Source organism: Thioalkalivibrio sp. ALE9, assembly GCF_000377445.1.
Taxonomy (GTDB): domain Bacteria; phylum Pseudomonadota; class Gammaproteobacteria; order Ectothiorhodospirales; family Ectothiorhodospiraceae; genus Thioalkalivibrio.
Map to the genome: position 1 here is coordinate 84,993 of NZ_KB898127.1, position 21,086 is coordinate 106,078.

At 67.4% G+C, this 21,086-nt stretch carries 21 protein-coding genes; 5 read left to right on the forward strand and 16 right to left on the reverse strand.

Translation table 11 applies throughout. From position 1 onward, the window contains the following. Positions 1-32 precede the first annotated feature (32 nt). From ybgC to prmB, 3 genes are all read right to left on the reverse strand, one after another. Positions 33-452 carry a tol-pal system-associated acyl-CoA thioesterase gene (gene ybgC, locus D106_RS0109335; protein WP_018867508.1) on the reverse strand — a complete coding sequence of 140 codons (420 nt, stop codon included), beginning with the start codon at positions 450-452 and terminating at the stop codon, positions 33-35. Next, positions 449-1,492 carry a Holliday junction branch migration DNA helicase RuvB gene (gene ruvB / locus D106_RS0109340; RefSeq protein ID WP_018867509.1) on the reverse strand — a complete coding sequence of 348 codons (1,044 nt, stop codon included), beginning with the start codon at positions 1,490-1,492 and terminating at the stop codon, positions 449-451. The genes ybgC and ruvB overlap by 4 nt, the downstream gene beginning before the upstream one ends. Before the next feature lie 96 nt (positions 1,493-1,588). Then, entirely contained in the window at positions 1,589-2,482 is an 894-nt protein-coding gene (gene prmB, locus D106_RS0109345; protein ID WP_018879876.1) for a 50S ribosomal protein L3 N(5)-glutamine methyltransferase, read from the reverse strand. A gap of 82 nt (positions 2,483-2,564) precedes the next feature. Here prmB and asd point away from each other — a divergent pair, with 82 nt between their 5' ends. Beyond that, positions 2,565-3,419, forward strand: a complete 855-nt coding sequence (gene asd / locus D106_RS0109350; protein ID WP_018878523.1) for an archaetidylserine decarboxylase — start codon at positions 2,565-2,567, stop codon at positions 3,417-3,419. A gap of 252 nt (positions 3,420-3,671) precedes the next feature. On the opposite strand, the gene D106_RS0109355 is transcribed toward asd, so the two are convergent. Both D106_RS0109355 and recQ read right to left on the reverse strand, forming a co-directional pair. Next, positions 3,672-4,424, reverse strand: coding sequence for a DUF3581 family protein (locus D106_RS0109355; RefSeq protein ID WP_018867512.1), 753 nt, complete (start codon positions 4,422-4,424; stop codon positions 3,672-3,674). Between the two features lie 43 nt (positions 4,425-4,467). Further along, entirely contained in the window at positions 4,468-6,357 is a 1,890-nt protein-coding gene (gene recQ / locus D106_RS0109360; RefSeq protein ID WP_018879877.1) for a DNA helicase RecQ, read from the reverse strand. A gap of 176 nt (positions 6,358-6,533) precedes the next feature. Here recQ and D106_RS0109365 point away from each other — a divergent pair, with 176 nt between their 5' ends. The 4 genes from D106_RS0109365 to D106_RS0109380 all read left to right on the forward strand — a co-directional run bounded on the left by D106_RS0109365 (position 6,534) and on the right by D106_RS0109380 (position 10,750). After that, the gene (locus D106_RS0109365; protein WP_018879878.1) at positions 6,534-6,998 is read left to right on the forward strand and encodes a cytochrome c; all 465 of its coding nucleotides are present in this window, start codon (positions 6,534-6,536) and stop codon (positions 6,996-6,998) included. A 13-nt stretch (positions 6,999-7,011) separates the two neighbouring features. Then, positions 7,012-8,010 carry a diguanylate cyclase gene (locus tag D106_RS0109370; protein WP_018879879.1) on the forward strand — a complete coding sequence of 333 codons (999 nt, stop codon included), beginning with the start codon at positions 7,012-7,014 and terminating at the stop codon, positions 8,008-8,010. 78 nt (positions 8,011-8,088) lie between these two features. Continuing rightward, complete coding sequence (locus tag D106_RS0109375) at positions 8,089-8,487, forward strand: hypothetical protein (RefSeq protein ID WP_018879880.1); 399 nt, start codon at positions 8,089-8,091, stop codon at positions 8,485-8,487. Positions 8,488-8,929: 442 nt separating this feature from the next. Next, positions 8,930-10,750, forward strand: a complete 1,821-nt coding sequence (locus tag D106_RS0109380; RefSeq protein ID WP_018879881.1) for an ABC transporter ATP-binding protein/permease — start codon at positions 8,930-8,932, stop codon at positions 10,748-10,750. Positions 10,751-11,011: 261 nt separating this feature from the next. On the opposite strand, the gene arfB is transcribed toward D106_RS0109380, so the two are convergent. The 11 genes from arfB to ilvB all read right to left on the reverse strand — a co-directional run bounded on the left by arfB (position 11,012) and on the right by ilvB (position 20,827). Beyond that, positions 11,012-11,428, reverse strand: coding sequence for an alternative ribosome rescue aminoacyl-tRNA hydrolase ArfB (gene arfB / locus D106_RS0109385; protein WP_018867518.1), 417 nt, complete (start codon positions 11,426-11,428; stop codon positions 11,012-11,014). A 7-nt stretch (positions 11,429-11,435) separates the two neighbouring features. Continuing rightward, a complete protein-coding gene (locus D106_RS0109390; protein ID WP_018879882.1) occupies positions 11,436-11,741 on the reverse strand; it encodes a hypothetical protein in 306 nt (101 codons plus the stop codon). A 166-nt stretch (positions 11,742-11,907) separates the two neighbouring features. Continuing rightward, complete coding sequence (locus D106_RS0109395; protein ID WP_018867520.1) at positions 11,908-13,500, reverse strand: peptide chain release factor 3; 1,593 nt, start codon at positions 13,498-13,500, stop codon at positions 11,908-11,910. A gap of 132 nt (positions 13,501-13,632) precedes the next feature. Continuing rightward, positions 13,633-14,439 (reverse strand): tetratricopeptide repeat protein, encoded by an 807-nt coding sequence (locus tag D106_RS0109400; RefSeq protein WP_018867521.1) that lies wholly within the window; start codon positions 14,437-14,439, stop codon positions 13,633-13,635. Between the two features lie 169 nt (positions 14,440-14,608). Then, complete coding sequence (gene rimI / locus D106_RS0109405) at positions 14,609-15,088, reverse strand: ribosomal protein S18-alanine N-acetyltransferase (RefSeq protein ID WP_018878531.1); 480 nt, start codon at positions 15,086-15,088, stop codon at positions 14,609-14,611. Between the two features lie 108 nt (positions 15,089-15,196). Beyond that, complete coding sequence (locus tag D106_RS0109410; protein ID WP_018867523.1) at positions 15,197-15,928, reverse strand: uracil-DNA glycosylase family protein; 732 nt, start codon at positions 15,926-15,928, stop codon at positions 15,197-15,199. 4 nt (positions 15,929-15,932) lie between these two features. After that, a complete protein-coding gene (pssA, locus tag D106_RS0109415; protein ID WP_018867524.1) occupies positions 15,933-16,757 on the reverse strand; it encodes a CDP-diacylglycerol--serine O-phosphatidyltransferase in 825 nt (274 codons plus the stop codon). After that, entirely contained in the window at positions 16,754-17,428 is a 675-nt protein-coding gene (locus D106_RS0109420) for a phosphatidylserine decarboxylase (RefSeq protein WP_018867525.1), read from the reverse strand. Before D106_RS0109420 ends, pssA begins: the two co-directional genes overlap by 4 nt. A 61-nt stretch (positions 17,429-17,489) precedes the next feature. Continuing rightward, complete coding sequence (gene ilvC / locus D106_RS0109425) at positions 17,490-18,506, reverse strand: ketol-acid reductoisomerase (RefSeq protein ID WP_018879883.1); 1,017 nt, start codon at positions 18,504-18,506, stop codon at positions 17,490-17,492. Positions 18,507-18,591: 85 nt separating this feature from the next. Beyond that, positions 18,592-19,086: an acetolactate synthase small subunit gene (gene ilvN / locus D106_RS0109430; protein ID WP_018867526.1), complete on the reverse strand. Its 495-nt coding sequence runs from the start codon at positions 19,084-19,086 to the stop codon at positions 18,592-18,594. Between the two features lie 22 nt (positions 19,087-19,108). Then, positions 19,109-20,827 carry a biosynthetic-type acetolactate synthase large subunit gene (gene ilvB / locus D106_RS0109435; protein WP_018879884.1) on the reverse strand — a complete coding sequence of 573 codons (1,719 nt, stop codon included), beginning with the start codon at positions 20,825-20,827 and terminating at the stop codon, positions 19,109-19,111. Positions 20,828-21,086 lie beyond the last annotated feature (259 nt).

Below are 21,086 nucleotides of genomic sequence, written 5' to 3' on the forward strand. Positions count from 1 at the left end.
CGAAAAGTCGACTGTCACTTGTCCATCTCCCGTTATGCCGTTGTTCCGTCCGCCGCCCGCATCGCGCGCGCCACTTCATCGGGGATCGCCACCGGCGCCTGCCGGGCCACATCGACGCAGGCAATGGCGACCTCGCCGGTTGCCAGCGCCGTCGCCTCGCGCTGCACGACCTGCGCGAACTCCACGCTGGCGCGACGCATGCGCGTGACCCGGCAGGTGACCGTCAGGGCCTCGTTGAAATGCGCGGGACGCTGCATCTCCACAGCCAGACGCCGCACGGCGAACACAATTCCATACTCGGACCGCAGCCGGTCCTGCTCGAAGCCGAGGGCACGAAGCCATTCGGTACGCGCGCGCTCCATGAATTTCAGGTAATTGGCGTGATAGACCACGCCGCCGGCGTCGGTATCCTCGTAGTACACCCGCACCGGCCACTCGAATGCTGCGGTCATGGCTGGCGCGGACCCTCCGCCGCGGGCGTCAGCAGATCGCCCTCGTCCATCCGGGTCAGGCCGAACATCGCCAGGGTACGCCGGGTCGCCTGGCGCCCGCGCGGAGTGCGCTGCAGGTAGCCCTGCTGAATCAGGAAGGGCTCGACCACATCCTCCAGCGTGCCACGGTCCTCGTTCATCGCCGTGGCCAGGCTCTCGACCCCGACCGGGCCACCGTCGAACTTCTCCACCAGCACCTCCAGCAGGCGACGGTCCTGGGCATCCAGCCCGGAGGCATCGATCGCCAGCAGGTCGAGCGCCTGCGCCGCCACGTTGTGGGTCACCACGCCATCGGCCCGGACCTGGGCGAAATCCCGTACCCGCCGCAGCAGGCGGTTGGCCAGCCGCGGCGTGCCGCGGCCCCGGCGGGCGATCTCCGCGGCTCCCTCGGCCTCGATCCCCACGCCCAGCAAACCGGCCGCGCGATCCACAATATGCGCGAGATCGGTGACAGTGTAATGATCGAGACGCTGCACGATACCGAACCGGTCACGTAACGGGGCCGAAAGCAGCCCCGCGCGGGTGGTCGCGCCCACCAGCGTGAACGGCGGCAGGTCCACCTTGATCGAGCGCGCTGCCGGGCCCTCGCCGATCACGATGTCCAGCTGGCCGTCCTCCAGGGCCGGATACAGCACCTCTTCCACCACCGTCGGCAGGCGGTGGATCTCGTCGACGAACAGGACATCGCGCGGCTCCAGGGCCGTCAGGATGGCGGCCAGGTCACCGGCGCGTTCCAGTACCGGACCAGAGGTCTGGCGCAGGCCCACGCCGAGTTCGTTGGCGACGATGTGCGCCAGCGTGGTCTTGCCCAGCCCGGGCGGGCCGGCGACCAGGGTGTGATCCAGGGCCTCGTCGCGCCGGCGGGCGGCCTCGATGAACAGCCCCAACTGCTCGACTACGCGGGGCTGGCCGGTGTAGTCCGCGAGCCGCTTCGGGCGCAGGCTGACCTCGGCCCGCTCTTCCTCGGACCGACTCTGCATATCCACCAGACGTGATTCCATAGCCCCGCAGTATGCATCGCCACCGGTGCCGTTTACAGGGCCGTCCGGCGGGTTTTCGGATTCGCGTGCGTTCGAGCGTTCCCGCCCGTAGCGCCGTCAGGCGCCGGGGAGATCGCGGGCGTAGACCAGGAACACCCCGTGCCCGCCCGCCTCGAACTCCAGCCAGATCAGCGGCAGGTCCGGGAAGGCCGCCTCCACCGCGGCCTGACTGTTGCCGACCTCGACGATCAACACGCCGTCTTCCGTCAGGTGTTCGCGGGCCCCGTCCAGGATGCGGCGCACGATATCCAGTCCGTCGCCGCCGGCGGCCAGCCCCAGCGCGGGTTCGTGACGGTATTCGTCCGGCAGGGCCGCCATGTCCTCGGCATCCACGTATGGGGGGTTGGACACAATCAGCTCGTAGCGATCCCCGGGTTCCAGCCCGTCGAACACGTCGGACTGCACAGCGCGCACCTGATCGCCCACCCGGTGGCGCTCGATGTTGATCCCCGCCACCGCCAGCGCATCCGTCGACACATCCGCCAGATCCACCCGCGCCTGCGGCAGCGCCAGGGCCATTGCAATCCCGATACACCCGCCCCCGGTGCACAGATCCAGCGCGCGGGTCACGCCATCGGGGTCGACCCAGGGCTCGAAGCCTGCGGCAATCAGCTCGGCCAGCGGCGAGCGCGGCACCAGCACGCGCTCGTCGACATAGAACGGCACCCCGGCGAACCAGGCCTCGCGGGTCAGATAGGCCGCGGGCTTGCGCGTGGCGACCCGCTCGCGCAGCACCGCGACCACCCGCGTGCGCTCGACCTCGCTCAGGCGGGCATCCCACCAGGACTCGGGCAGATCCAGCGGCAGATGCAGGGTGTGCAGTACCAGCCAGGCGGCCTCGTCGAAGGCGTTGTCGGTGCCATGCCCGAAGCTCAGGCCGGCGCCGCGAAACTGACTGGCGCCGAAGCGAATGAAGTCGCGCAGGCTGCGCAATCCGGTGGTCGAATCCATGCCCGGTCTTTCCGTTACGTGCGAGGGCGGTCATCATACCGTCTCGCTACCGCCCTGTACGTAACCCACCCACGGACTCCGCATGAGCAAGATCGACCCCTGGCTGGCGCGTCTGTCGCACCTGCTGCCCCAGCACGCCCTTTCGCGCGGCGTGCACTGGCTGGCGCGCATCGAGTCGCCGCGCCTGCAGCCCCTGCTGCGCGCCTTCGTGCGCCGCTTCGGCCTGAACCTGGACGAGGCCGCCGAGCCAGACCTCGCGGCCTATGCCAGTTTCAACGCACTGTTCACCCGCGCCCTGCGCGAGGATGCGCGGCCGCTGGAGGGGGACGCCAACACGGTGGTCAGCCCGGCCGATTCGCGCGTCAGCGCGGCCGGGCGCATCGAGGCCGGCCAGATCTTCCAGGCCAAGGGCCATCACTACACCGTGCGCGAGCTGCTGGGTGGCGAGGACGATCTGGCGGAGGCCTTCCGCCACGGACACTTCGTCACCCTGTATCTGTCACCGCGCCACTACCACCGGCTGCACATGCCGCTGACCGGCACCCTGACCCACATGATCCATGTGCCCGGGCGGCTGTTCTCGGTGGCCCCGCGCATCGTGCGCCATGTACCCCGGCTGTACGCCCGCAACGAGCGGGTCGTGGCCTGCTTCGACACGCCTGTTGGCCCGATGGCCATGGCCCTGATCGGTGCCCAGAACGTCGGTTCCATCGAGACCGTCTGGGCCGGCGAGGTCACCCCGCCGCGGGGGCGCGAGATCAGCGTAAGCGAGTATCCGGACCGCGATATCACCCTGGAACGCGGGGCCGAGATGGGCCGCTTCAACCTCGGGTCCTCGGTGGTGCTGCTGCTGCCGGACCACCCGCTGAAGCTCGCCGACCACCTGACGCCCGAGACCGAGGTCCAGGTCCGCTCCGCACTCGGCCAGTTCTACTGACTTTTTTCACCACGAAGCACACGAAGGCACGAAGAAGGGCCAGGTCAAGGGCGGTTAACAGGAAGATGGGAAGACTAGAAGTAAAAACGATCGGTTAGATGGACTCGGGGGGCGGCCGGCCATCGAGGGCTATTAACTGCATCGCCCGGATCAGCCGTATCTTGCCTATCTTCCGATCTTCTCGCCTTCCTGTCCGCTCCAAGCCCTTGACCTTCTTCGTGCCTTCGTGCGCTTCGTGGTGAATAAAAACGTTCAGGCGTGGGCGCGGGCTGCGGTCTGGTTGAAGTAGGCGGCCTTCCAGCTCTCGTAGTCGGCGACGAGTTGCTCGACGTCGGCGGCATCGAACGGGCGCAGGCCGCTCAGCACCAGGTGCTTGCTGCCGTCGGCGACTACGGACTGATCGATCACCAGCTCGTAGTCCAGGCGGATCTCGCCGCGCTTGCCGTTGACGGTCATCACCGCGTCCTTCAGGCGCGGCTCCGGCACCCCGGCGCTGGCGGCCAGCGGCTCGGGCAGGCGGAAGCCCATGCGCTCGTACATCACCAGCGGGCGCTTCGGGTTCACCATCACGCCGTGCTCCTCCATCAGCGGCACCAGCACATGCGGGAAGTTCTGCCCGGAGAAGCTCACATAACTGCGGATCAGGGATTCGATCGCGTTGGGCTCGTCGATCACCGCGCCGGAGCGCTCGACCTCGATCACGCTCTTGCCATTGTCGTCGGTAATCGCAAAGGCCTCGCCCGGGGCCTCCGGGAAGATCAGCGGCACGTTGCCCCCCACCATGCCGGTAAAGCGGAAGTGCATGTTCGCGCTGGCGCCGTAGGTATCCAGCACCAGCGCGAACAGCAGATCGCCCGGCACGCAGAAGCGCCGGTTGTCGGCATCGTGAATCGGATTGAAATCGCCGGCGAGCGTCTTGGCAAAGTCACTGCCCTGCTCCGGGGTCACGACCAGTTGACCGTCGCGATGGCGGTAGAAATCCTCAAGGAAGCTTTTGTCGGTCACGCGGTCTCCCCGAAATCGTATTGCGGCGTGGTTTTTCGCACCACTATAGCCCGAAATGCCCCTCGATGGCCTTGATGAAGGCATCGCCATAGCGCTCCAGCTTGTGCTGGCCGACCCCGGAGATCCCGGCCATCTCGTCACGGCTGCGCGGGGCGGCCGCAACCATCTCCAGCAGCGTGGCATCACTGAAGATCACGTAGGGCGGCACCCCCTGATCGCGCGCAAGGTCGGTGCGCAATGCGCGCAGGGCCTCCCACAGCGCGCGGTCCTCGCTGTCCATCGCCGCCACACTGCGGGCGGTGTCGCGGCGGGCCGGGCGGGCCGTGCGCGCCTCGCGTTCCGGGCGCGCCACCTCCTCGCCCAGGTGGATCGAATCCTCGCCGCGCAGCACCGGGCGACAGGCCGGGTCCAGCTTCAGCCCGCCGTAGCCCTCCTCGTCCAGACGCAGCAGACCGCGGGCGAGCAGCTGACGCACCACGCCGCGCCACTGCGCCTTGTCCAGTTCCTTGCCGATCCCGAAGGTGCTCAGGCGGTCGTGACCGAGGCGGCTCAGGCGTTCGCTCGCGGAGCCGCGCAGCACGTCGATCACGTGCCCCGCGCCGAAGCGCTCGCCGGTGCGGTAGATGCAGGACAGGAGCTTCTGCACCGGGACACTGGCATCCCAGGTGGCCGGCGGCTGCATGCAGTTGTCGCAGGTCCCGCAGGGCTCGGGCATGCGCTCGTCGAAGTAGGCAAGCAGGGCCTGGCGCCGGCAACTGGTGATCTCGCAGAACCCGAGCATCGCCTCCAGCTTTTGCTGCTCGATGCGCTGGCGCTCGGCGCCGGCCTGCGAGCCCTCCAGCATCTGGCGCAGGGTGACCACATCCTGCAGGCCATAGACCATCCAGGCATTCGCGGGCAGGCCGTCGCGCCCGGCGCGGCCGGTCTCCTGGTAGTAGCCCTCCAGGCTCTTGGGCAGGTTCAGGTGAGCCACGAAGCGCACGTTCGGCTTGTCGATACCCATACCGAAGGCGATGGTCGCCACCATCACCACGCCCTCCTCGCGCAGGAATCGGGTCTGGTTAGCCGCGCGGGTCGCCGCCGGCAGACCCGCGTGATAGGGCAGCGCGGTAATGCCCTGCTCCACCAGCCACTCGGCCACGGCCTCGACCTTCTTGCGCGACAGGCAGTAGACGATACCGGCCTCGCCCGCGTGCTCCTCGCGGATGAAGCGCAGCAGCCGGTCGCGTGCGGAACCGCCGCGCCCCCCGTCGGCCTGGGCGATGCGGTAGCGGATATTGGGGCGATCGAACGAGCTGACAAAGGCACGGGCCTGCTCCAGGCGCAGCCGCTCGCGGATCTCCTGGCGAGTGGGCCCGTCCGCCGTCGCCGTCAGGGCCAGACGCGGCACCTGCGGGAAGCGTTCGGCCAGCACCGCCAGCTGGCTGTACTCCGGGCGGAAGTCATGCCCCCATTGCGAGACGCAGTGGGCCTCGTCGATGGCGAACAGCGCCAGCTCGATACCCTCCAGGCGCTCCAGCATGCCCGCGGCGAACAGGCGCTCCGGCGACATGTACAGCAGATCCAGTTCGCCCGCATGCAGCGCGGCCAGCACGGAGCGGGCCTCGTCCGCCTTCTGGCCGGAATCCAGACTGGCGGCCGCCACGCCGTTCTGGCGCAGGGCCGCCACCTGATCCTGCATCAGCGCGATCAGCGGCGAGATCACGATGCCGCACCCGGGCCGCGCCAGCGCGGGGATCTGGTAGCACAGCGACTTGCCACCGCCGGTGGGCATCAGCACCACGGCGTCGCCACCCGCGGTCACATGCTCGACGATGGCCTGTTGCTGACCGCGAAATTCCGTGTAGCCGAAGGTCTCGCGCAGGATCTCCAGTGGCGCCGCCGCCGGAGCGCTTCCCTGCGCTTCTCCAGCTGCAAGACCCGAGGGTTCCAATGGACGTACTCCAGACGGGAAGACAAGCCACGAAGACTGCCGAATGCCCGCCACTGCTGCAAGCCACCAGCGCCACAACCGCCCCGCGCCGGCCGCAATCCCTCCCGGTGCGCAGTCGCCCGCCGTGACCCGCCGCGATAAACTCCCCGCCTGAATACCAAAATCCAGGACGCCCGATGCCGACAACCGCCCGCCTCCTGCCCGCCGCCTTGCTGGCCCTGTTCGCGTTGACCGCCTGTTCCGACGCCCCGGAACCGGACACCGCCGCCGAGCCGCCTGCGCAGGCATCCGGCGAAGACTCGAGCGCGGCCTCCGGCTCCACCGCGCAGCTCGACTACAGCCTGCCGCCAGAGGACTTCGCCGCCGACCCCGAGGCCGGGCGCTCGCTGTTCCGCGCCAACTGCATGCAGTGCCACGGCGAGGACGCCCGCGGCACCGACCAGGGCCCGCCGCTGATCCACCGCATCTACGAGCCTTCGCACCACCCGGACATCACCTTCCATCGCGCGGTGGCCCTGGGCGTGCACCAGCATCACTGGGAGTTCGGCGACATGCCGCCGGTGGCGGGCGTCACCGGCGAGGAGACCGCCCACATCATCGCCTGGATCCGCCAGGAACAGCGCGCCGTCGGCATCGACTGAACTCAACCCGTACATGACAGATCCACGCACGGAGGCGATCCGCGGCACGGTCCACGCCTACCTGGACGCCTGGCTGCGCCAGCGCGACCTCGCGGCCCTGCTGCGCCTTCACACCCCCGCGGTCAGCGGCTTTGGCACTGGTGCCGACGAGGCCGCCTTCACCCCGGAAGAGGTCGGGCGCATCGTCGGGCGCGACATCGAACAGGTACCGGAACCCTTCGATTACACCATTCATCGCGAGGACGTCCGACTGCTGACCGATGACGTGGCCTTGGTCATGCTGATCTTCGACATGATGCTGGACACCCGCGGGCAGCGGGTCCGACTGAACGGCCTTCGCGCCAGCCTGGTGCTGCACGCGACCGCCGACGGCTGGCGCCTGGCGCACCTGCATGGCTCCTTCCCCGCGAGCGTCCATGGAGACGACGAGCCCTACCCGGTGAAAGAGCTGGAGGAGTGCGCACAGGTGCTCGAACGCCTGGTGCGGGAACGCACGCACTCCCTGGAGGCCGCCCAGCAACGCCTGGAACATCTCGCCACCACCGACCCGTTGACCGGATTGAACAACCGCATGAAGGCCAGTGAGGCCCTGGCCGAAGAGATCCTGAGGGCCGAGCGTCACGCGAGCCCGCTCAGCGTGATCCTGCTGGACCTTGATCACTTCAAGCCGATCAACGATACCCTGGGACATGGTCGCGGCGACGCGGTACTGACCGCGGTCGGGCGGCTGATCACGGGCCGTATCCGCGCCACTGATCGGGCCGCGCGCTGGGGTGGCGAGGAGTTCCTCATTCTCTGCCCGCAAGATGACATCGCCGCCACAGCCCGGCTGGCCGAGGACCTGCGCCACTGCCTGGAGACCCACGACTTCCAGACCGGACAGCCACTGACCGCCAGCTTCGGCGTCGCCCAGCTGAAGCCAGGCGAGAGCGCGGAATCCCTGGTGGACCGGGCCGACCGCGCCCTGTACGCGGCCAAGCACGCCGGGCGCAACCGGGTACAGGGCGCGTGAAATCAATCCGGCCCCGGGGGCGTCCCGCCCGGTAACCGCAGGAACGCATTCACCCCGATCGGCAAAAGGAGCCTTGCCATGTGCACGAAGAGACTGACCCTCGCCACCCTTCTGGGCCTTCTGGCCCTGCCCGCTCAGGCAAACCCGGTCGACATGCTGGAGGCCCAGCTGCATGCCAGCGGCCCGAACCAGTGGCGGGTCGCCGTCACCGTGGAGCATCCCGATACCGGCTGGGATCACTATGCCGATGCCTGGCGTGTGCTGGACGCCGATGGGAACGTCCTCGGTGAACGCATCCTGCACCACCCGCATGTCAACGAGCAGCCGTTTACCCGCAGCCTGCGCCGGCTGTCGATCCCCGATGGCAAGCGATTCCTGCAGATCGAGGCCCGCTGCTCGCAGGACGGCTGGAGTCACCAGCGCCTGCGGATCGACCTCGAACAGGACCAGGGCGAGGGCTTCCGCATCCACCGGTGAGATGTGCGGCCGGGCCGCACCGGGCCGGGGAGCCGCCACGGAACGCGCGCCCATGTGCGTACCCGGCGGGGACCTCCTAGGGAGACGCTGATTGAATCGCACGTCCGCGCTCCAGTCGCTTTTGCGTGCGTTTAATGCGCGGTGACTGCCGTGCAGTCATTCTGCACAAGGGAACCGCAACGCCGTTCCCGCGCCCGTTTTTGATCAACAACGGGCGGCCGAGCCCCTGCTTTCAATGGCTTGTGGGGTTGGTGCCCCCTGTTCCCCGATCCTGCGTTGCGCCCCGAATCCATCCAAAACGGGCGGGTAGAACCACTACCCGCTGCACGACGCGCCTTGTCTCGGAACGTTTGTCTCGAAAAACTGGGGGGCACCAACGCGGACGTGCGTTTATATCAGCGTCTCCCTAAAGTAGGCAGCCTACCCAGCCCCGGACTCCCCCATGCGCGGTCACTCCAGCGTGCACGATGCGCCCGACGATGCGATCAACTGGCGCATCGTTCGCTCCCTGTTCCCCTATCTCGCGGAATTCCGCGGCCGGCTGTTCCTGGCCCTGGGCCTGATGGGCCTGGCCAAGCTGGCGACCGTGCTGGTCCCGCTGGTGCTGAAGTACATCGTCGACCACTTCGAGGACGGCGGCACCGAGGCGCTGGTCGCAGTCCCGGTGGCCCTGGTGATCGCCTACGGCCTGCTGCGCTTCGGCAGTACCCTGTTCGGCGAGCTGCGCGACGCGGTCTTCGTACGCGTGGCCGAACGGGCCATGCGGCGCGCGGCCCTGCGGGTATTCGAGCACCTCCACCGGCTCGAGCTGAGCTTCCACCTGGCGCGCGAGACCGGTGGCCTGGCACGCGACATCGAGCGCGGCACCAGCGGCATCAGCTTCCTGCTGCGTTTCATGGTGTTCAACATCCTGCCGACCATCATCGAGATCGCGCTGGTCGCGGTGATCCTGCTGGTGGCGGTCGGTCCGGTCTTCACCGTCACCGTGATCCTCGCGGTGGCCGCCTACATCGCCTGGTCGGTATGGATTACCGAGTGGCGTACCCGCTTCGTGCGCGAGGCCAACCAGCGCGACAACGAGTCCAACACCCGCGCGATCGACTCGCTGCTGAACTACGAAACGGTGAAGTACTTCGGCAACGAGGGCTTCGAGGCCCGGCGCTACGACGAGGGACTGGCCACCTGGGAGCAGGCGCGCACCAAGAACGTGCTGTCGCTGGTGCTGCTGAACTCCGGCCAGGCCCTGATCATCGCCGCCGCGATCACCGTGATGATGCTGCTGGCCGCCAGCCGGGTGGCCTCGGGGCAGATGTCGCTGGGCGATCTGGTGATGGTCAATGCCTACATGATCCAGCTGTTCATGCCGCTGAACTTCCTCGGCTTCGTCTACCGCGAGATCCGGCAGTCGCTGGCGAACATCGAGCGCCTGTTTGGCCTGCTGGAAAAACCGGTACAGGTCGAGGACCGGCCAGGCGCGCCGGATCTCGACGTCGCGGAGGGGCATGTGCGCTTCGAGCAGGTCGCCTTCCACTACCAGCCGGAGCGCCCGATCCTCGAGGACGTGTCGCTCGAAATCCCGGCCGGGCACAAGCTGGCGGTCGTCGGGCCCAGCGGGGCCGGCAAGTCCACGCTCGCACGCCTGCTGTTCCGGTTCTTCGACGTGACGGACGGGCGCATCACCATCGACGGCCAGGATATCCGCGAGGTGACCCAGCAAAGCCTGCGCCGAGCGATCGGCGTGGTCCCGCAGGATACCGTGCTGTTCAACGCGAGCATTCGCTACAACATCGCCTACGGTGATCCGGAGGCCTCCGAGGAGGCCATCCGGCGCGCGGTGCGTCTGGCGCACCTGGACGATTTCATCCAGCGCCTGCCCGACGGCCTGGATACGGTCGTCGGCGAACGCGGCCTCAAGGTCTCCGGCGGCGAGAAGCAACGCATTGCCATCGCCCGCATGCTGCTGAAGGACCCGCCGATCCTGGTCTTCGACGAGGCCACCTCGTCGCTGGACTCGGGCTCGGAGAAGGCGATCCTGCAGGCGCTGAACGAGGTCTCGGCGCGGCGCACCACGCTGGTCATCGCGCATCGCCTGTCGACCGTGAAGGACGCCGAACAGATCGTCGTCCTCGACCAGGGACGCGTGGTCGAACGCGGCACCCACCGCGAACTCCTCGCGGCGGGCGGCGCCTACGCCCGCCTGTGGCAACACCAGCAGGAACACGAACCCGCGCCCGTCGATCCGAGCCCGAACGCCGGGGCCTGAACCCTTTTATTCACCACGAAGCACACGAAGGCACGAAGGAATTCAAGGGCGGTTAACAGGAAGGTACGAAGACGGGAAGATGAACAGGGTGCGTCTCCCAGAGCCCCTGATGCCCGGGCGCGCGGATGTGGCCAGCCGGTGCCCGGCGTCCCAACCAGAAATCCTTCCGACCTTCCCGTCTTCCTGTCCGCTTTTATGCCATTGACCTGGCCCTTCTTCGTGCCTTCGTGTGCTTCGTGGTGAACAAAAAGCTCTTGGCAGTCAGTCGGGATCGACGCGGCCGCGCAGCGCCTTCTTGCGGCCGCGGTGGGTCTTGCCCTCCAGGCGGCGCAGCTTGGAGGCGCGCGTGGGGCGCGTCGGCTTGCGCGCCTTGATCGGGCGACCCACCTCGCGCAGCAGCTCCGCCAGGCGCTCCAGCGCATCCTCGCGGTTGGCCTCCTGAGTACGGTACTGCTGCGCCTTGAGCACGACCACGCCGTCCTTGGTGATGCGCTGGTCATGGCGGCGCAGCAGGCGCTCCTTGTAGACGTCGGGCAGGCTGGAGGCGCGGATATCGAAGCGCAGATGAATGGCCGAGGCCACCTTGTTCACGTTCTGCCCGCCGGCCCCCTGGGCACGGATCGCGGTCAGCTCGATCTCGTGCTCGGGGACGCTCACGCTGTTGGAAATGCGCAGCATCGGGGAATCAGCGGAAATCGCCGTCATGGATGCGGCCATCCGCGTCCAGTTCGGCGAAGAAGCGGCTGTTATCCGTGCGGTATTCCTGGGTCACGATGTCGCCGGGCAGCACCAGCATCACGTCGGGGTAGACGCGCTCGAACTCCTCGGGCGTCGGCCGACTCTCGAGGAAGTGCAGGAACGGGTTCATCTGCTCGACCGTACCCGGTCGCGGCTCGGGTCCATCGCCCCGGGTCTCGGTCTTGTGCACCGCGCAGCCGCCAACCACCAGCGCCACGACCACGCCAATCACAGACAAGAATCGAAACGCCATATTCTCCTCCTGCACCACACAACTGCACCGTCATTGCGAGGCGTCGAAGACACCGTGGCAATCGCCTCAAGCTGGCATGAAGCCCGGGGCCGCTGATTTCGGATGGAGTTCGCCACGTCGCTTCGCTCCTCCCGATGGCGGTTCCAGTGCACCCCGGAGCGGCGATCTACTCCGTCGGCTGGCCGTGCTCGCGGGTCGCCTCGAAGCGGATCTCCGGCCATTTTTCCATCGCCATCTGCAGGTTCACCCGAGTCGGGGCGATATAGACCAGATCGCCACCGTGATCGATCGCCAGGTTCGCCGCGGCCTTCTCCCTGAACTCCTCGAGTTTCTTCGGGTCGTCGCATTCGACCCAGCGCGCGGTCTGGACGTTCACGTTCTCGAACTGCGCCTCGACCTTGTACTCGGTACGCAGGCGCTCGGCGACCACGTCGAACTGCAGCACGCCGACCGCGCCCAGGATCAGGTCGTTGTTGGTCAGCGGGCGGTAGAGCTGGGTCGCACCCTCCTCGCACAACTCCTGCAGGCCCTTGGCGAGCTGCTTCATCTTCAGCGGGTCCTTCAGCTGCGCGCGCCGGAACAGCTCCGGGGCGAAGTTGGGCACGCCGGTAAAGGTCAGGTCCTCGCCCTGGGTGAAGGTATCCCCGATGCGGATGGTGCCGTGGTTGTGAATGCCGATGATGTCGCCCGGATAGGCAGTCTCCACATGCTCGCGGTCGGAGGCCAGGAAGGTCAGCGCATCCGGGATCTTCACGTCGCGCCCGATCCGCACGTGACGCAGCTTCGCGCCCTTGTCGAAGGTGCCGGAACAGATGCGCATGAAGGCGATGCGGTCACGGTGATTCGGATCCATGTTCGCCTGGATCTTGAACACGAAGCCGGTGAACTTCTCCTCGGTCGGCTCGACCTTGCGCGAGTGTGTCGGACGCGGCAGCGGACCCGGGGCGTATTCGACGAAATCGTCCAGCAACTCCTCGATGCCGAAGTTGTTGATCGCGGAGCCGAAGAACACCGGGGTCTGCTCGCCGCGCAGGTAGGCGTCCGCGTCGAACGCGTGCGAGGCGCCCTGCACCAGCTCGAGCTCCTCGCGCAGCTCCTGCGCCTGATCGCCCAGCACCTCGTCCAGGCGCGGATTGTCCAGGCCCTCGATGATCTCGCCGGTGGACTTCTTCCCGCCCTGCTCGGGATCGTACAGGTGCACCGCATCGCGACGGATATGGTAGACGCCACGGAAGCGCTTGCCGGAGCCGATCGGCCAGGTGACCGGGGCGCACTCGATCTTCAGTACCTCCTCGACCTCGTCGAGCAGCTCGATCGGGTCGCGGCCCTCGCGGTCCATCTTGTTGACGAAGGTCATGATCGGCGTGTCGCGCAGCCGGCAGACCTCCATCAGCTTGATGGTGCGTTCTTCCACGCCCTTGGCCGCGTCGATCACCATCAACGCGGAGTCCACCGCGGTCAGCGTGCGGTAGGTGTCCTCGGAGAAGTCCGCGTGCCCGGGGGTGTCCAGCAGGTTCACCATGCGCCCCTTGTACGGGTACTGCATCACGGACGAGGTGACCGAGATCCCGCGCGACTTCTCCATCTCCATCCAGTCGGAGGTGGCATGGCGCGACGACTTGCGCCCCTTGACCGTACCCGCGAGCTGGATCGCGCCGCCGTACAGCAGGAGCTTTTCGGTCATGGTGGTCTTGCCGGCGTCCGGGTGCGAGATGATCGCGAAGGTCCGGCGTCGGCGGGTTTCCTCGATAAAGGACATGCATTCGGGCCGCTGGGAACAGCCCGCAAGTTTAACGCGAAATCGGGGGTCCGGTTCAGCCGGATGCCCCCGAAACGCAAACGGCCCCGGAAGCCGGGGCCGTTGTGCAACCCCACACTGGCCGCTGCGGGCTCAGCGTGCGGCGGCCGCCTGGATCGCCGCGTTCTGCTCCTCCAGACGCCCGCGCGCGGTCACCAGGTCGCGGTTGTTCATGCGGGCCTCGAGCGTAGCAATGCGCTCTTCGTCCTGGGCCAGGCTGTACCAGACATGCGCCTGCACCAGGTCACGCTCGACCCCGCGGCCGTTCTGGTGCAGCCGGCCCAGCCCGATCTGGGCATGCCGGTAGCCCTGTTCCGCCGCGGCGGTGTACCAGCGGGCGGCGGCGGCCGCATCGCGCGTGGTGCCCTGGCCGTTCTCGTGCAGCAACCCGACGTAGTACTGGGCGGCGGGCAGCCCCTGATCCGCGGCCCGGGTCAGCCATTCGAGACCGGCGGCCGGGTCCTGTTCGCCATTGGCCAGGTGGCTCCCTAGCCAGTACTGGGCATCGGCATGTCCCAGTTCGGCGGCGCGGGTGTAGTGCTCGCGGCTGCGCTCGGGGTCCGCCGGGGCGCCCTTGCCGGCCGCCAGGAGATAGCCCAGGTAGTAGTGGGCCCCGGCGTGGTCGGCATCCGCTGCGCGGGCGAACCAGCGCACGGCCTGGTCGTGGTCCACTGGCGTACCCCGCCCGGAGTAGTTGGCCATACCCACGTCGAACATCGCCGCGGTATTGCCCTTCTGCGCGTTGCTTTCGCGGATCTCGTACCAGACCTCCAGCAGTTCCTGCTGGCGCTCGGCCTCGTCATAACCAAAGGACTGCTGGGCCTGAACGGCCCCGGCGGACAGCGCCAGTGGCAGGGCCAGAGGGAGCGAAACGAACAGTGCGCGCAGGGATCGGGACATGGGTTACCTCATCCGGTGTCGGGGCGAATACCGGTTTTGATCATAGTCCGGGGGGCGGGCCGTCACAACGCGGGGGTGGCAGGACGAGAACCGATGACGGCAAAACGGGCGCACATCACGCAAAGGTCACCCGGGACTGTGACCGGTTTCACGCCGCCAGCGGAACCCGTCAGGCCCCGGCCGGGGCGTTGCAGCGACGTGTCAGAACCCAGGCATCCTCGCGGCCGCTGGGTAGCGGGTAGTAGCGCGGGCGGGTGCCGACATGCTCGAAGCCCTCCGAACGGTAGAGCTGGACCGCGGCCACGTTCGACGGACGGACCTCCAGAAAGAGCGCCTCGGCCTCCTGCTCACAGGCATAGTCGAACAAGCGCCGCACCATGAACCGGCCCAGCCCGTTGCCCTGCCAGCGCGGGTCCACCGTCAGGTTCAGCAGGTGGGCCTCGCCCGCGGCCACGCTCAGCACGGTGTGGCCCACCTGGCGGCCATCCACCTCGAGCACCCAGCAGTCATAGCCCACACGGATGCAGTCCTCGAAGATGCGGGCGGTCCACGGGTAGTCATAGGCCTCGCGTTCCACGCGCATCACCCCCTCCACATCCGCCGTCTGCATACGGCGCAACTCGGGCTGGACGCGGGGTTCGGCACTCATGTCGCAGCTTCCTCCTGAACGGGGTGAACGAAGGGGATACGGGGCGCTTCCGGGAGTTCCGAGCCCGGGAATGCTGCCCGGGTTCCCATCTCCACAACGGGAATCGGGTTACTCCAGGAAGGCCCGGGCGCGCTGCAGGTCCTGCCAGGCCTTGCCCTTGTCTCCCGGCTTTCGCAGCAGGTAGGCCGGGTGATAGGTCACCACCAGCGGCACGCCCTGATAGCGGTGCTGCGCCCCGCGCAGGCGTCCCAGGGGCTCCTCCGATGCCAGCAGGCTCTGGGCCGCGATCCGTCCCAGGGCGACAATGACCTGGGGCTGGATCAGGGCGATCTGGCGATCGAGGTAGGCGCGGCAGGCCGCCGATTCCTCCGGTTTCGGGTCGCGGTTTCCGGGGGGCCGGCACTTCAGAACGTTGGCAATGAAGACATCGTGGCCCCGCTCCAGCCCCAGCGCCCGCAGCATGTTGTCCAGCAGCTGTCCGGCACGGCCGACGAAGGGTTCCCCCCGCCGGTCCTCCTCCGCGCCGGGGGCCTCGCCAATGAACAGCCAGCGGGCGCGCGGATCGCCCACCCCGAACACGGTCTGCGTACGTTCGCGCGCCAGCTCGGCACAGGCCTGGCAGTCACGCACGCGTGTCTGGAGGGCCTCCCAGTCCAGGGTCGCGACGGCGGCGTCCTGCCCCCCGCCACCCGCATCCGCCGCCCCGGACGGCACCTCGGCGGCCGGGGCCAGCGGTTCGCCCGGCGGCGCTTCGATCGCCGGGGCGGCCGCGACCCGCGACCGCCACACCGGGATACCCATATCCGCGAGGATGCGGCGCTGGCGCACCGACAGCGACACGCGACTACTCCCCCGAGGGCGCCCGGCGACGATGCCGGCGCCAGCGCTCCAGGGTCAGCAGCGGACCGGACAGGGCATAGATCACGAAGCCCGCGAGGAGGACCTTGGGCGGATCCAGGGCCAGCAGCATCAGCGCGACCACCACGCCGACGATCGCCAGGAAGGGCACCCGGTGCTTGAAGTCCATGTCCTTGAAGCTGAAGTAGGTCAGGTTACTGACCATTGCCGCCCCGGACAGCACGGTAACCACCAGGATGCCGACCACGTACGGATCGGCCAGCTCGGCGGGGATGCCCCAATCCTCCAGCACCCAGACCATACCGACCAGGATCGCGGCACTGGCGGGGCTTGGCAGGCCCTGGAAGAAGCGCTTGTCGCTGACCGCGAGGCGGCTGTTGAAGCGCGCCAGGCGCAGCGCGGCGGCGGTGGTAAAGAAGAACGCCGCCACCCAGCCGAAGTTGCCCAGGTCATGCAGTTGCCACAGGTAGACGATCAGCGCCGGCGCAACACCGAACGAGACGAGATCCGACAGCGAATCGTACTGCGCGCCGAACTCGCTCTGGGTGTCGGTCATGCGCGCGACGCGCCCGTCCAGGGTGTCCAGCACCATGGCCACGAAGACCGCGATGGCAGCGGTGATGTATTCGCCGTTGATCGCCGAGACGATGGCGAAGAAGCCGGAGAAGAGCACCCCCGTGGTGAACAGGTTGGGCAGCAGGAACACGCCGCGCCGGCGCCGACGATGCGGGGGCTGGTCGTCGGCGATGGTGTCCTCGCCCTCGATGTAGTCGGGTTCCGCGCGCCGGTCGCCTTCGTCGCCTGTACTCATTGCAGCATCTCCACGGCCCCCTCGGCGTCCCCGGTCGATTCGGACTCCGGCAGCCCGCCCAGCAGGGCGGAACCAGCCAGCACCCGCTGCCCCGGCTCGACCATCACCTGCGACCCGGCCGGCAGCCACACCTCGAAGGTACCACCAAAGCCGGCGAACCCCATGCGCTTGCCGCGCCCCAGACGATTGCCCGGGACGTTGTTCTGCATGCGGATCATCCGCGGCCAGTGATCGACACTGAGGGCCAGGGTCAGCCGCGTGCCCTCGTCGGTCTCCAGCGCGTAGGCCAGGCGGCCCTCCAGTTGCGCATCCGGGGCTTCGTCGGTTTCCTTGCCCGGCCAGACCCGTTCGCGGATCTCGGCCTCCTGCGGAGCATGCACGTTGTACTCGCCCAGCCGCCGCTGGCGCAGGCGGATGCAGACCGCCGGCTTCTTCGTGAACGGGTCGCGGGCCTCGGCGACCGATTCGATGGTGCCATCAGCCGGGGCGATTACGCCCAGGGCCGGCGCCGGGGCCTTGCGCCGCAGGTCACGGAACACCGCCATCAGGAACACGGTGAGGATCACCATGAACAGGCCCAGCTCCGCCTCCCCGACCAGCAACGTGATAACCGCCATCCACGCGGCGATGATCACGAACAGGCGGCCTTCAGGGGCTAGCGGAAACAGCATCGGGCGCTCGGCAGGAATGAAGGACCACGGCGGGCCGGAACGCCCGCCGCGGGGAGCCGCATCAGTTGCGGGACTTGTCGACCAGCTGGTTGGCCTTGATCCACGGCATCATCGCACGCAGGCGTTCGCCCACCTGCTCGATCTCGTGGGCGGCGTTCAGGCGGCGGTTGGCGGTCATCGACGGGTAGTTCATGGCGCCTTCCAGGATGAACTGCTTGGCGTACTCGCCGTTCTGGATGTTCTTCAGCGCCTCGCGCATGGCCCAGCGGGACTCCTCGTTGATCACCTGCGGGCCGGTCACGTACTCGCCGTACTCGGCATTGTTGGAGATCGAGTAGTTCATGTTGGCGATGCCGCCCTCGTACATCAGGTCGACGATCAGCTTCAGCTCGTGCAGGCACTCGAAGTAGGCCATCTCCGGGGCGTAACCCGCCTCGGTCAGGGTCTCGAAGCCGGCCTTGACCAGCTCCACCACACCGCCGCACAGCACGGCCTGTTCGCCGAACAGGTCGGTCTCGGTCTCGTCCTTGAAGGTGGTCTCGATGATGCCGGTGCGACCGCCGCCGATCGCGGAGGCATAGGACATCGCGATGTCACGGGCCTTGCCGGAGGCGTCCTGCTGGATGGCGATCAGGTCGGGGATACCGCCGCCACGCACGAACTCGGAGCGCACGGTGTGGCCCGGGGCCTTGGGCGCGATCATGATCACGTCCAGGTCCTTGCGCGGCTCGATCTGGTTGTAGTGGATCGCGAAGCCGTGGGCGAAGGCCAGGGTCGCGCCCTGCTTCAGGTTCGGTTCCAGCACGTCGCGGTACAGCGCGGCCTGGTACTCGTCCGGGGCCAGCACCATGATCAGGTCGGCGCCGGCGGTCGCGGCGTCGACGTCGGCGACCTTCAGGCCCGCCTCTTCGGCCTTGGCGCGGGAACCGGAGCCCTCGCGCAGGCCCACGGTCACGTCCACGCCGGAGTCCTTCAGGTTGTTCGCATGGGCGTGGCCCTGAGAGCCGTAGCCGATGATGGCCACCTTCATGCCCTGGATGATGGAGAGATCGGCGTCTTTGTCGTAGTAGAGATTCATCACAATTTCCTTGATATCAACCCCGTACGGGGCCCATGGCAAACAAACGGGTCCGGCCCCGCCAGTGGGGGCCGGACCCGGGGATTCAGATCTGCAGGCTGACGTCGCCGCGTGCGATGCCCATGACGCCGGAACGCACGACCTCCAGCACCGGGAACGGCTGGAGCGCCTCGAGGAAAGCATCCAGCTTGGAGCCCTCGCCGGTGATCTCGACGACATAGGTGTCGTGGGTCACGTCGATGATGCGGCCGCGGAAGATATCCGCCAGGCGCTTCGCCTCCTCGCGATCGGCGGCCTCCGGCACGCGGACCTTGACCAGCGCCATCTCGCGCTCGATGTGCGGATAGGCGGTCATGTCCAGCAGCTTGATCACGTCGATCAGCTTGTTCAGCTGCTTGGTGATCTGCTCGACGATCTCGTCGGAACCACTGGTGACGATGGTCATGCGCGACAGCGACGGGTCGTCGGTCGGCGCGACGGTCAGCGACTCGATGTTGTAGCCACGCGCGGAGAACAGCCCGGCCACCCGCGAGAGGGCACCGGCTTCGTTTTCCAGCAGGACACTGATGATATGACGCATACGGCTCTTCCCTGTACCCGGCTCAGACCAGGATCATCTCGTTCTGGCCGGCACCGGCCGGGATCATTGGATACACGTTCTCGGACTGGTCGGTGATGAAGTCCAGGAACACCAGGCGCTCCTTCTGCGCCAGGGCCTCCTTGATCGCACCCTCGACGTCCCCGGGCTGGGTGACCTGGATGCCGACATGGCCATAGGCCTCGGCCAGCTTCACGAAATCCGGCAGGGCATCCATGTAGGACATCGCGTAGCGGCCCTGGTAGAAGAACTCCTGCCACTGCCGGACCATGCCCAGGTAGCGGTTGTTCAGGTTCAGGATCTTCAGCGGCAGCTGGTACTGGAAGCAGGTGGAGAGCTCCTGGATGCACATCTGGATGCTGGCCTCGCCGGTGATGCAGCCCACCGTCGCGTCCGGGTGCGCGAACTGCACGCCCATTGCGAACGGCAGGCCCACGCCCATCGTGCCCAGGCCGCCGGAGTTGATCCAGCGGTTCGGCTTGTCGAAGCGGTAGAACTGCGCGGCCCACATCTGGTGCTGGCCGACATCCGAGGTCACGAAGGCCTCGCCCTGGGTGAGCTCCCAGAACTTCTGCACCACGTACTGCGGCTTGATCAGCTCGGAATTCTGGTCGTACTTCAGGCAGTCCTGCGCCTGCCATTCCTCGATCTGCTTCCACCAGGAAGCCAGAGCCTCGGCATCCGGCTTGCCGCCGTTCTCGTCCAGCCCCTTGATCAGCTCGCGCAGCACCGGCTCCACCTCGCCCACGATCGGCACGTCCACCTTCACGTTCTTGGAGATGGAGGACGGGTCGACATCGACGTGCACGATCTTCGCATGCGGGCAGAACTTCTCGATGTTGCCGGTCACACGGTCGTCGAAGCGCGCACCGATCGCGATCAGCACGTCCGCGTGATGCATGGCCATGTTGGCCTCGTAGGTCCCGTGCATGCCGAGCATGCCGAGGTACTGCTTGTCCGACGCCGGGTAGCCGCCCAGCCCCATCAGGGTGTTGGTGATCGGATAGCCCAGCTTGCGGGTGAACTCCGTCAGCGCCTCGGAACCCTTGCCCAGGATCACGCCACCGCCGGTGTAGATCATCGGCTGTTTCGCCGACAGAATCAGTTCGACCGCCTTGCGGATCTGCCCGGTGTGCCCCTTCGAGACCGGGTTGTAGGAGCGCATGTGGATGCTCTCCGGATACTCGAACTCGCAGCTGTCGGCGGTTACGTCCTTCGGGATATCCACCACCACCGGGCCCGGACGACCGGTGGTCGCCACGTAAAAGGCCTTCTTGATGGTGGTGGCCAGGTCCTTCACGTCCTTGACCAGGAAGTTGTGCTTCACGCAGGGACGCGTGATCCCCACGGTGTCGACCTCCTGAAAGGCATCATTGCCGATCAGGCTGGTCGGCACCTGGCCGGTGAACACCACCAGCGGCACAGAATCCATGTACGCATCGGCGATCCCGGTGATCGCGTTGGTCGCGCCGGGGCCGGAGGTGACCAGCGCCACGCCGGGCTTGTCGGAGGACTTGGCATAGCCCTCGGCCGCATGTACCGCGCCCTGCTCGTGGCGCACCAGTACGTGGGAGACCTTGTCCTGCCGGTACAGCGCATCGTAGATGTGCAGTACCGCGCCACCGGGATAGCCGAATACGACCTCGACGCCCTCGGCCTGCAGGCTGCGGCAGAAGATTTCGGCGCCGGTGATGGCGGTGGAGGAACTTGCGGTCTCGGACATGATGGTCGACTTCCTTACCGGGGGCTTGTGCACGATCGTCGAGCGATCATGCACCACAAATCAAAATAGCCCACCATCCTAATATGAAATCGCCCCCATTTCACGCCATGACGCGCGGAATCGGTGCAATTCATGCAGCGCCGAGGAGCCTGCCGCAACCCGCGTTGGGGTTGTGCCCAGAGATGGCCACGGCCCCGGCGGGGCCTCGCCATGACCGGCACGAAAAATAATCGTCATCGCGAGGCGCGCAGCGCCGCGG

Bases quoted from the DNA above. Each gene is read 5' to 3' on its own strand.
- D106_RS0109395 (WP_018867520.1), bottom strand. From the start codon at position 13,500: ATGTCCTTTATCGAGGAAACCCGCCGACGCCGGACCTTCGCGATCATC.
- ilvB (WP_018879884.1), bottom strand. From the start codon at position 20,827: ATGTCCGAGACCGCAAGTTCCTCCACCGCCATCACCGGCGCCGAAATC.
- pssA (WP_018867524.1), bottom strand. From the start codon at position 16,757: ATGAGTACAGGCGACGAAGGCGACCGGCGCGCGGAACCCGACTACATC.
- D106_RS0109380 (WP_018879881.1), top strand. From the start codon at position 8,930: ATGCGCGGTCACTCCAGCGTGCACGATGCGCCCGACGATGCGATCAAC.
- asd (WP_018878523.1), top strand. From the start codon at position 2,565: ATGAGCAAGATCGACCCCTGGCTGGCGCGTCTGTCGCACCTGCTGCCC.
- D106_RS0109375 (WP_018879880.1), top strand. From the start codon at position 8,089: ATGTGCACGAAGAGACTGACCCTCGCCACCCTTCTGGGCCTTCTGGCC.
- ybgC (WP_018867508.1), bottom strand. From the start codon at position 452: ATGACCGCAGCATTCGAGTGGCCGGTGCGGGTGTACTACGAGGATACC.
- D106_RS0109420 (WP_018867525.1), bottom strand. From the start codon at position 17,428: ATGCTGTTTCCGCTAGCCCCTGAAGGCCGCCTGTTCGTGATCATCGCC.
- ilvC (WP_018879883.1), bottom strand. From the start codon at position 18,506: ATGAATCTCTACTACGACAAAGACGCCGATCTCTCCATCATCCAGGGC.
- prmB (WP_018879876.1), bottom strand. From the start codon at position 2,482: ATGGATTCGACCACCGGATTGCGCAGCCTGCGCGACTTCATTCGCTTC.
- D106_RS0109390 (WP_018879882.1), bottom strand. From the start codon at position 11,741: ATGGCGTTTCGATTCTTGTCTGTGATTGGCGTGGTCGTGGCGCTGGTG.
- ilvN (WP_018867526.1), bottom strand. From the start codon at position 19,086: ATGCGTCATATCATCAGTGTCCTGCTGGAAAACGAAGCCGGTGCCCTC.
- arfB (WP_018867518.1), bottom strand. From the start codon at position 11,428: ATGCTGCGCATTTCCAACAGCGTGAGCGTCCCCGAGCACGAGATCGAG.
- rimI (WP_018878531.1), bottom strand. From the start codon at position 15,088: ATGAGTGCCGAACCCCGCGTCCAGCCCGAGTTGCGCCGTATGCAGACG.
- D106_RS0109400 (WP_018867521.1), bottom strand. From the start codon at position 14,439: ATGTCCCGATCCCTGCGCGCACTGTTCGTTTCGCTCCCTCTGGCCCTG.
- ruvB (WP_018867509.1), bottom strand. From the start codon at position 1,492: ATGGAATCACGTCTGGTGGATATGCAGAGTCGGTCCGAGGAAGAGCGG.
- D106_RS0109370 (WP_018879879.1), top strand. From the start codon at position 7,012: ATGACAGATCCACGCACGGAGGCGATCCGCGGCACGGTCCACGCCTAC.
- D106_RS0109365 (WP_018879878.1), top strand. From the start codon at position 6,534: ATGCCGACAACCGCCCGCCTCCTGCCCGCCGCCTTGCTGGCCCTGTTC.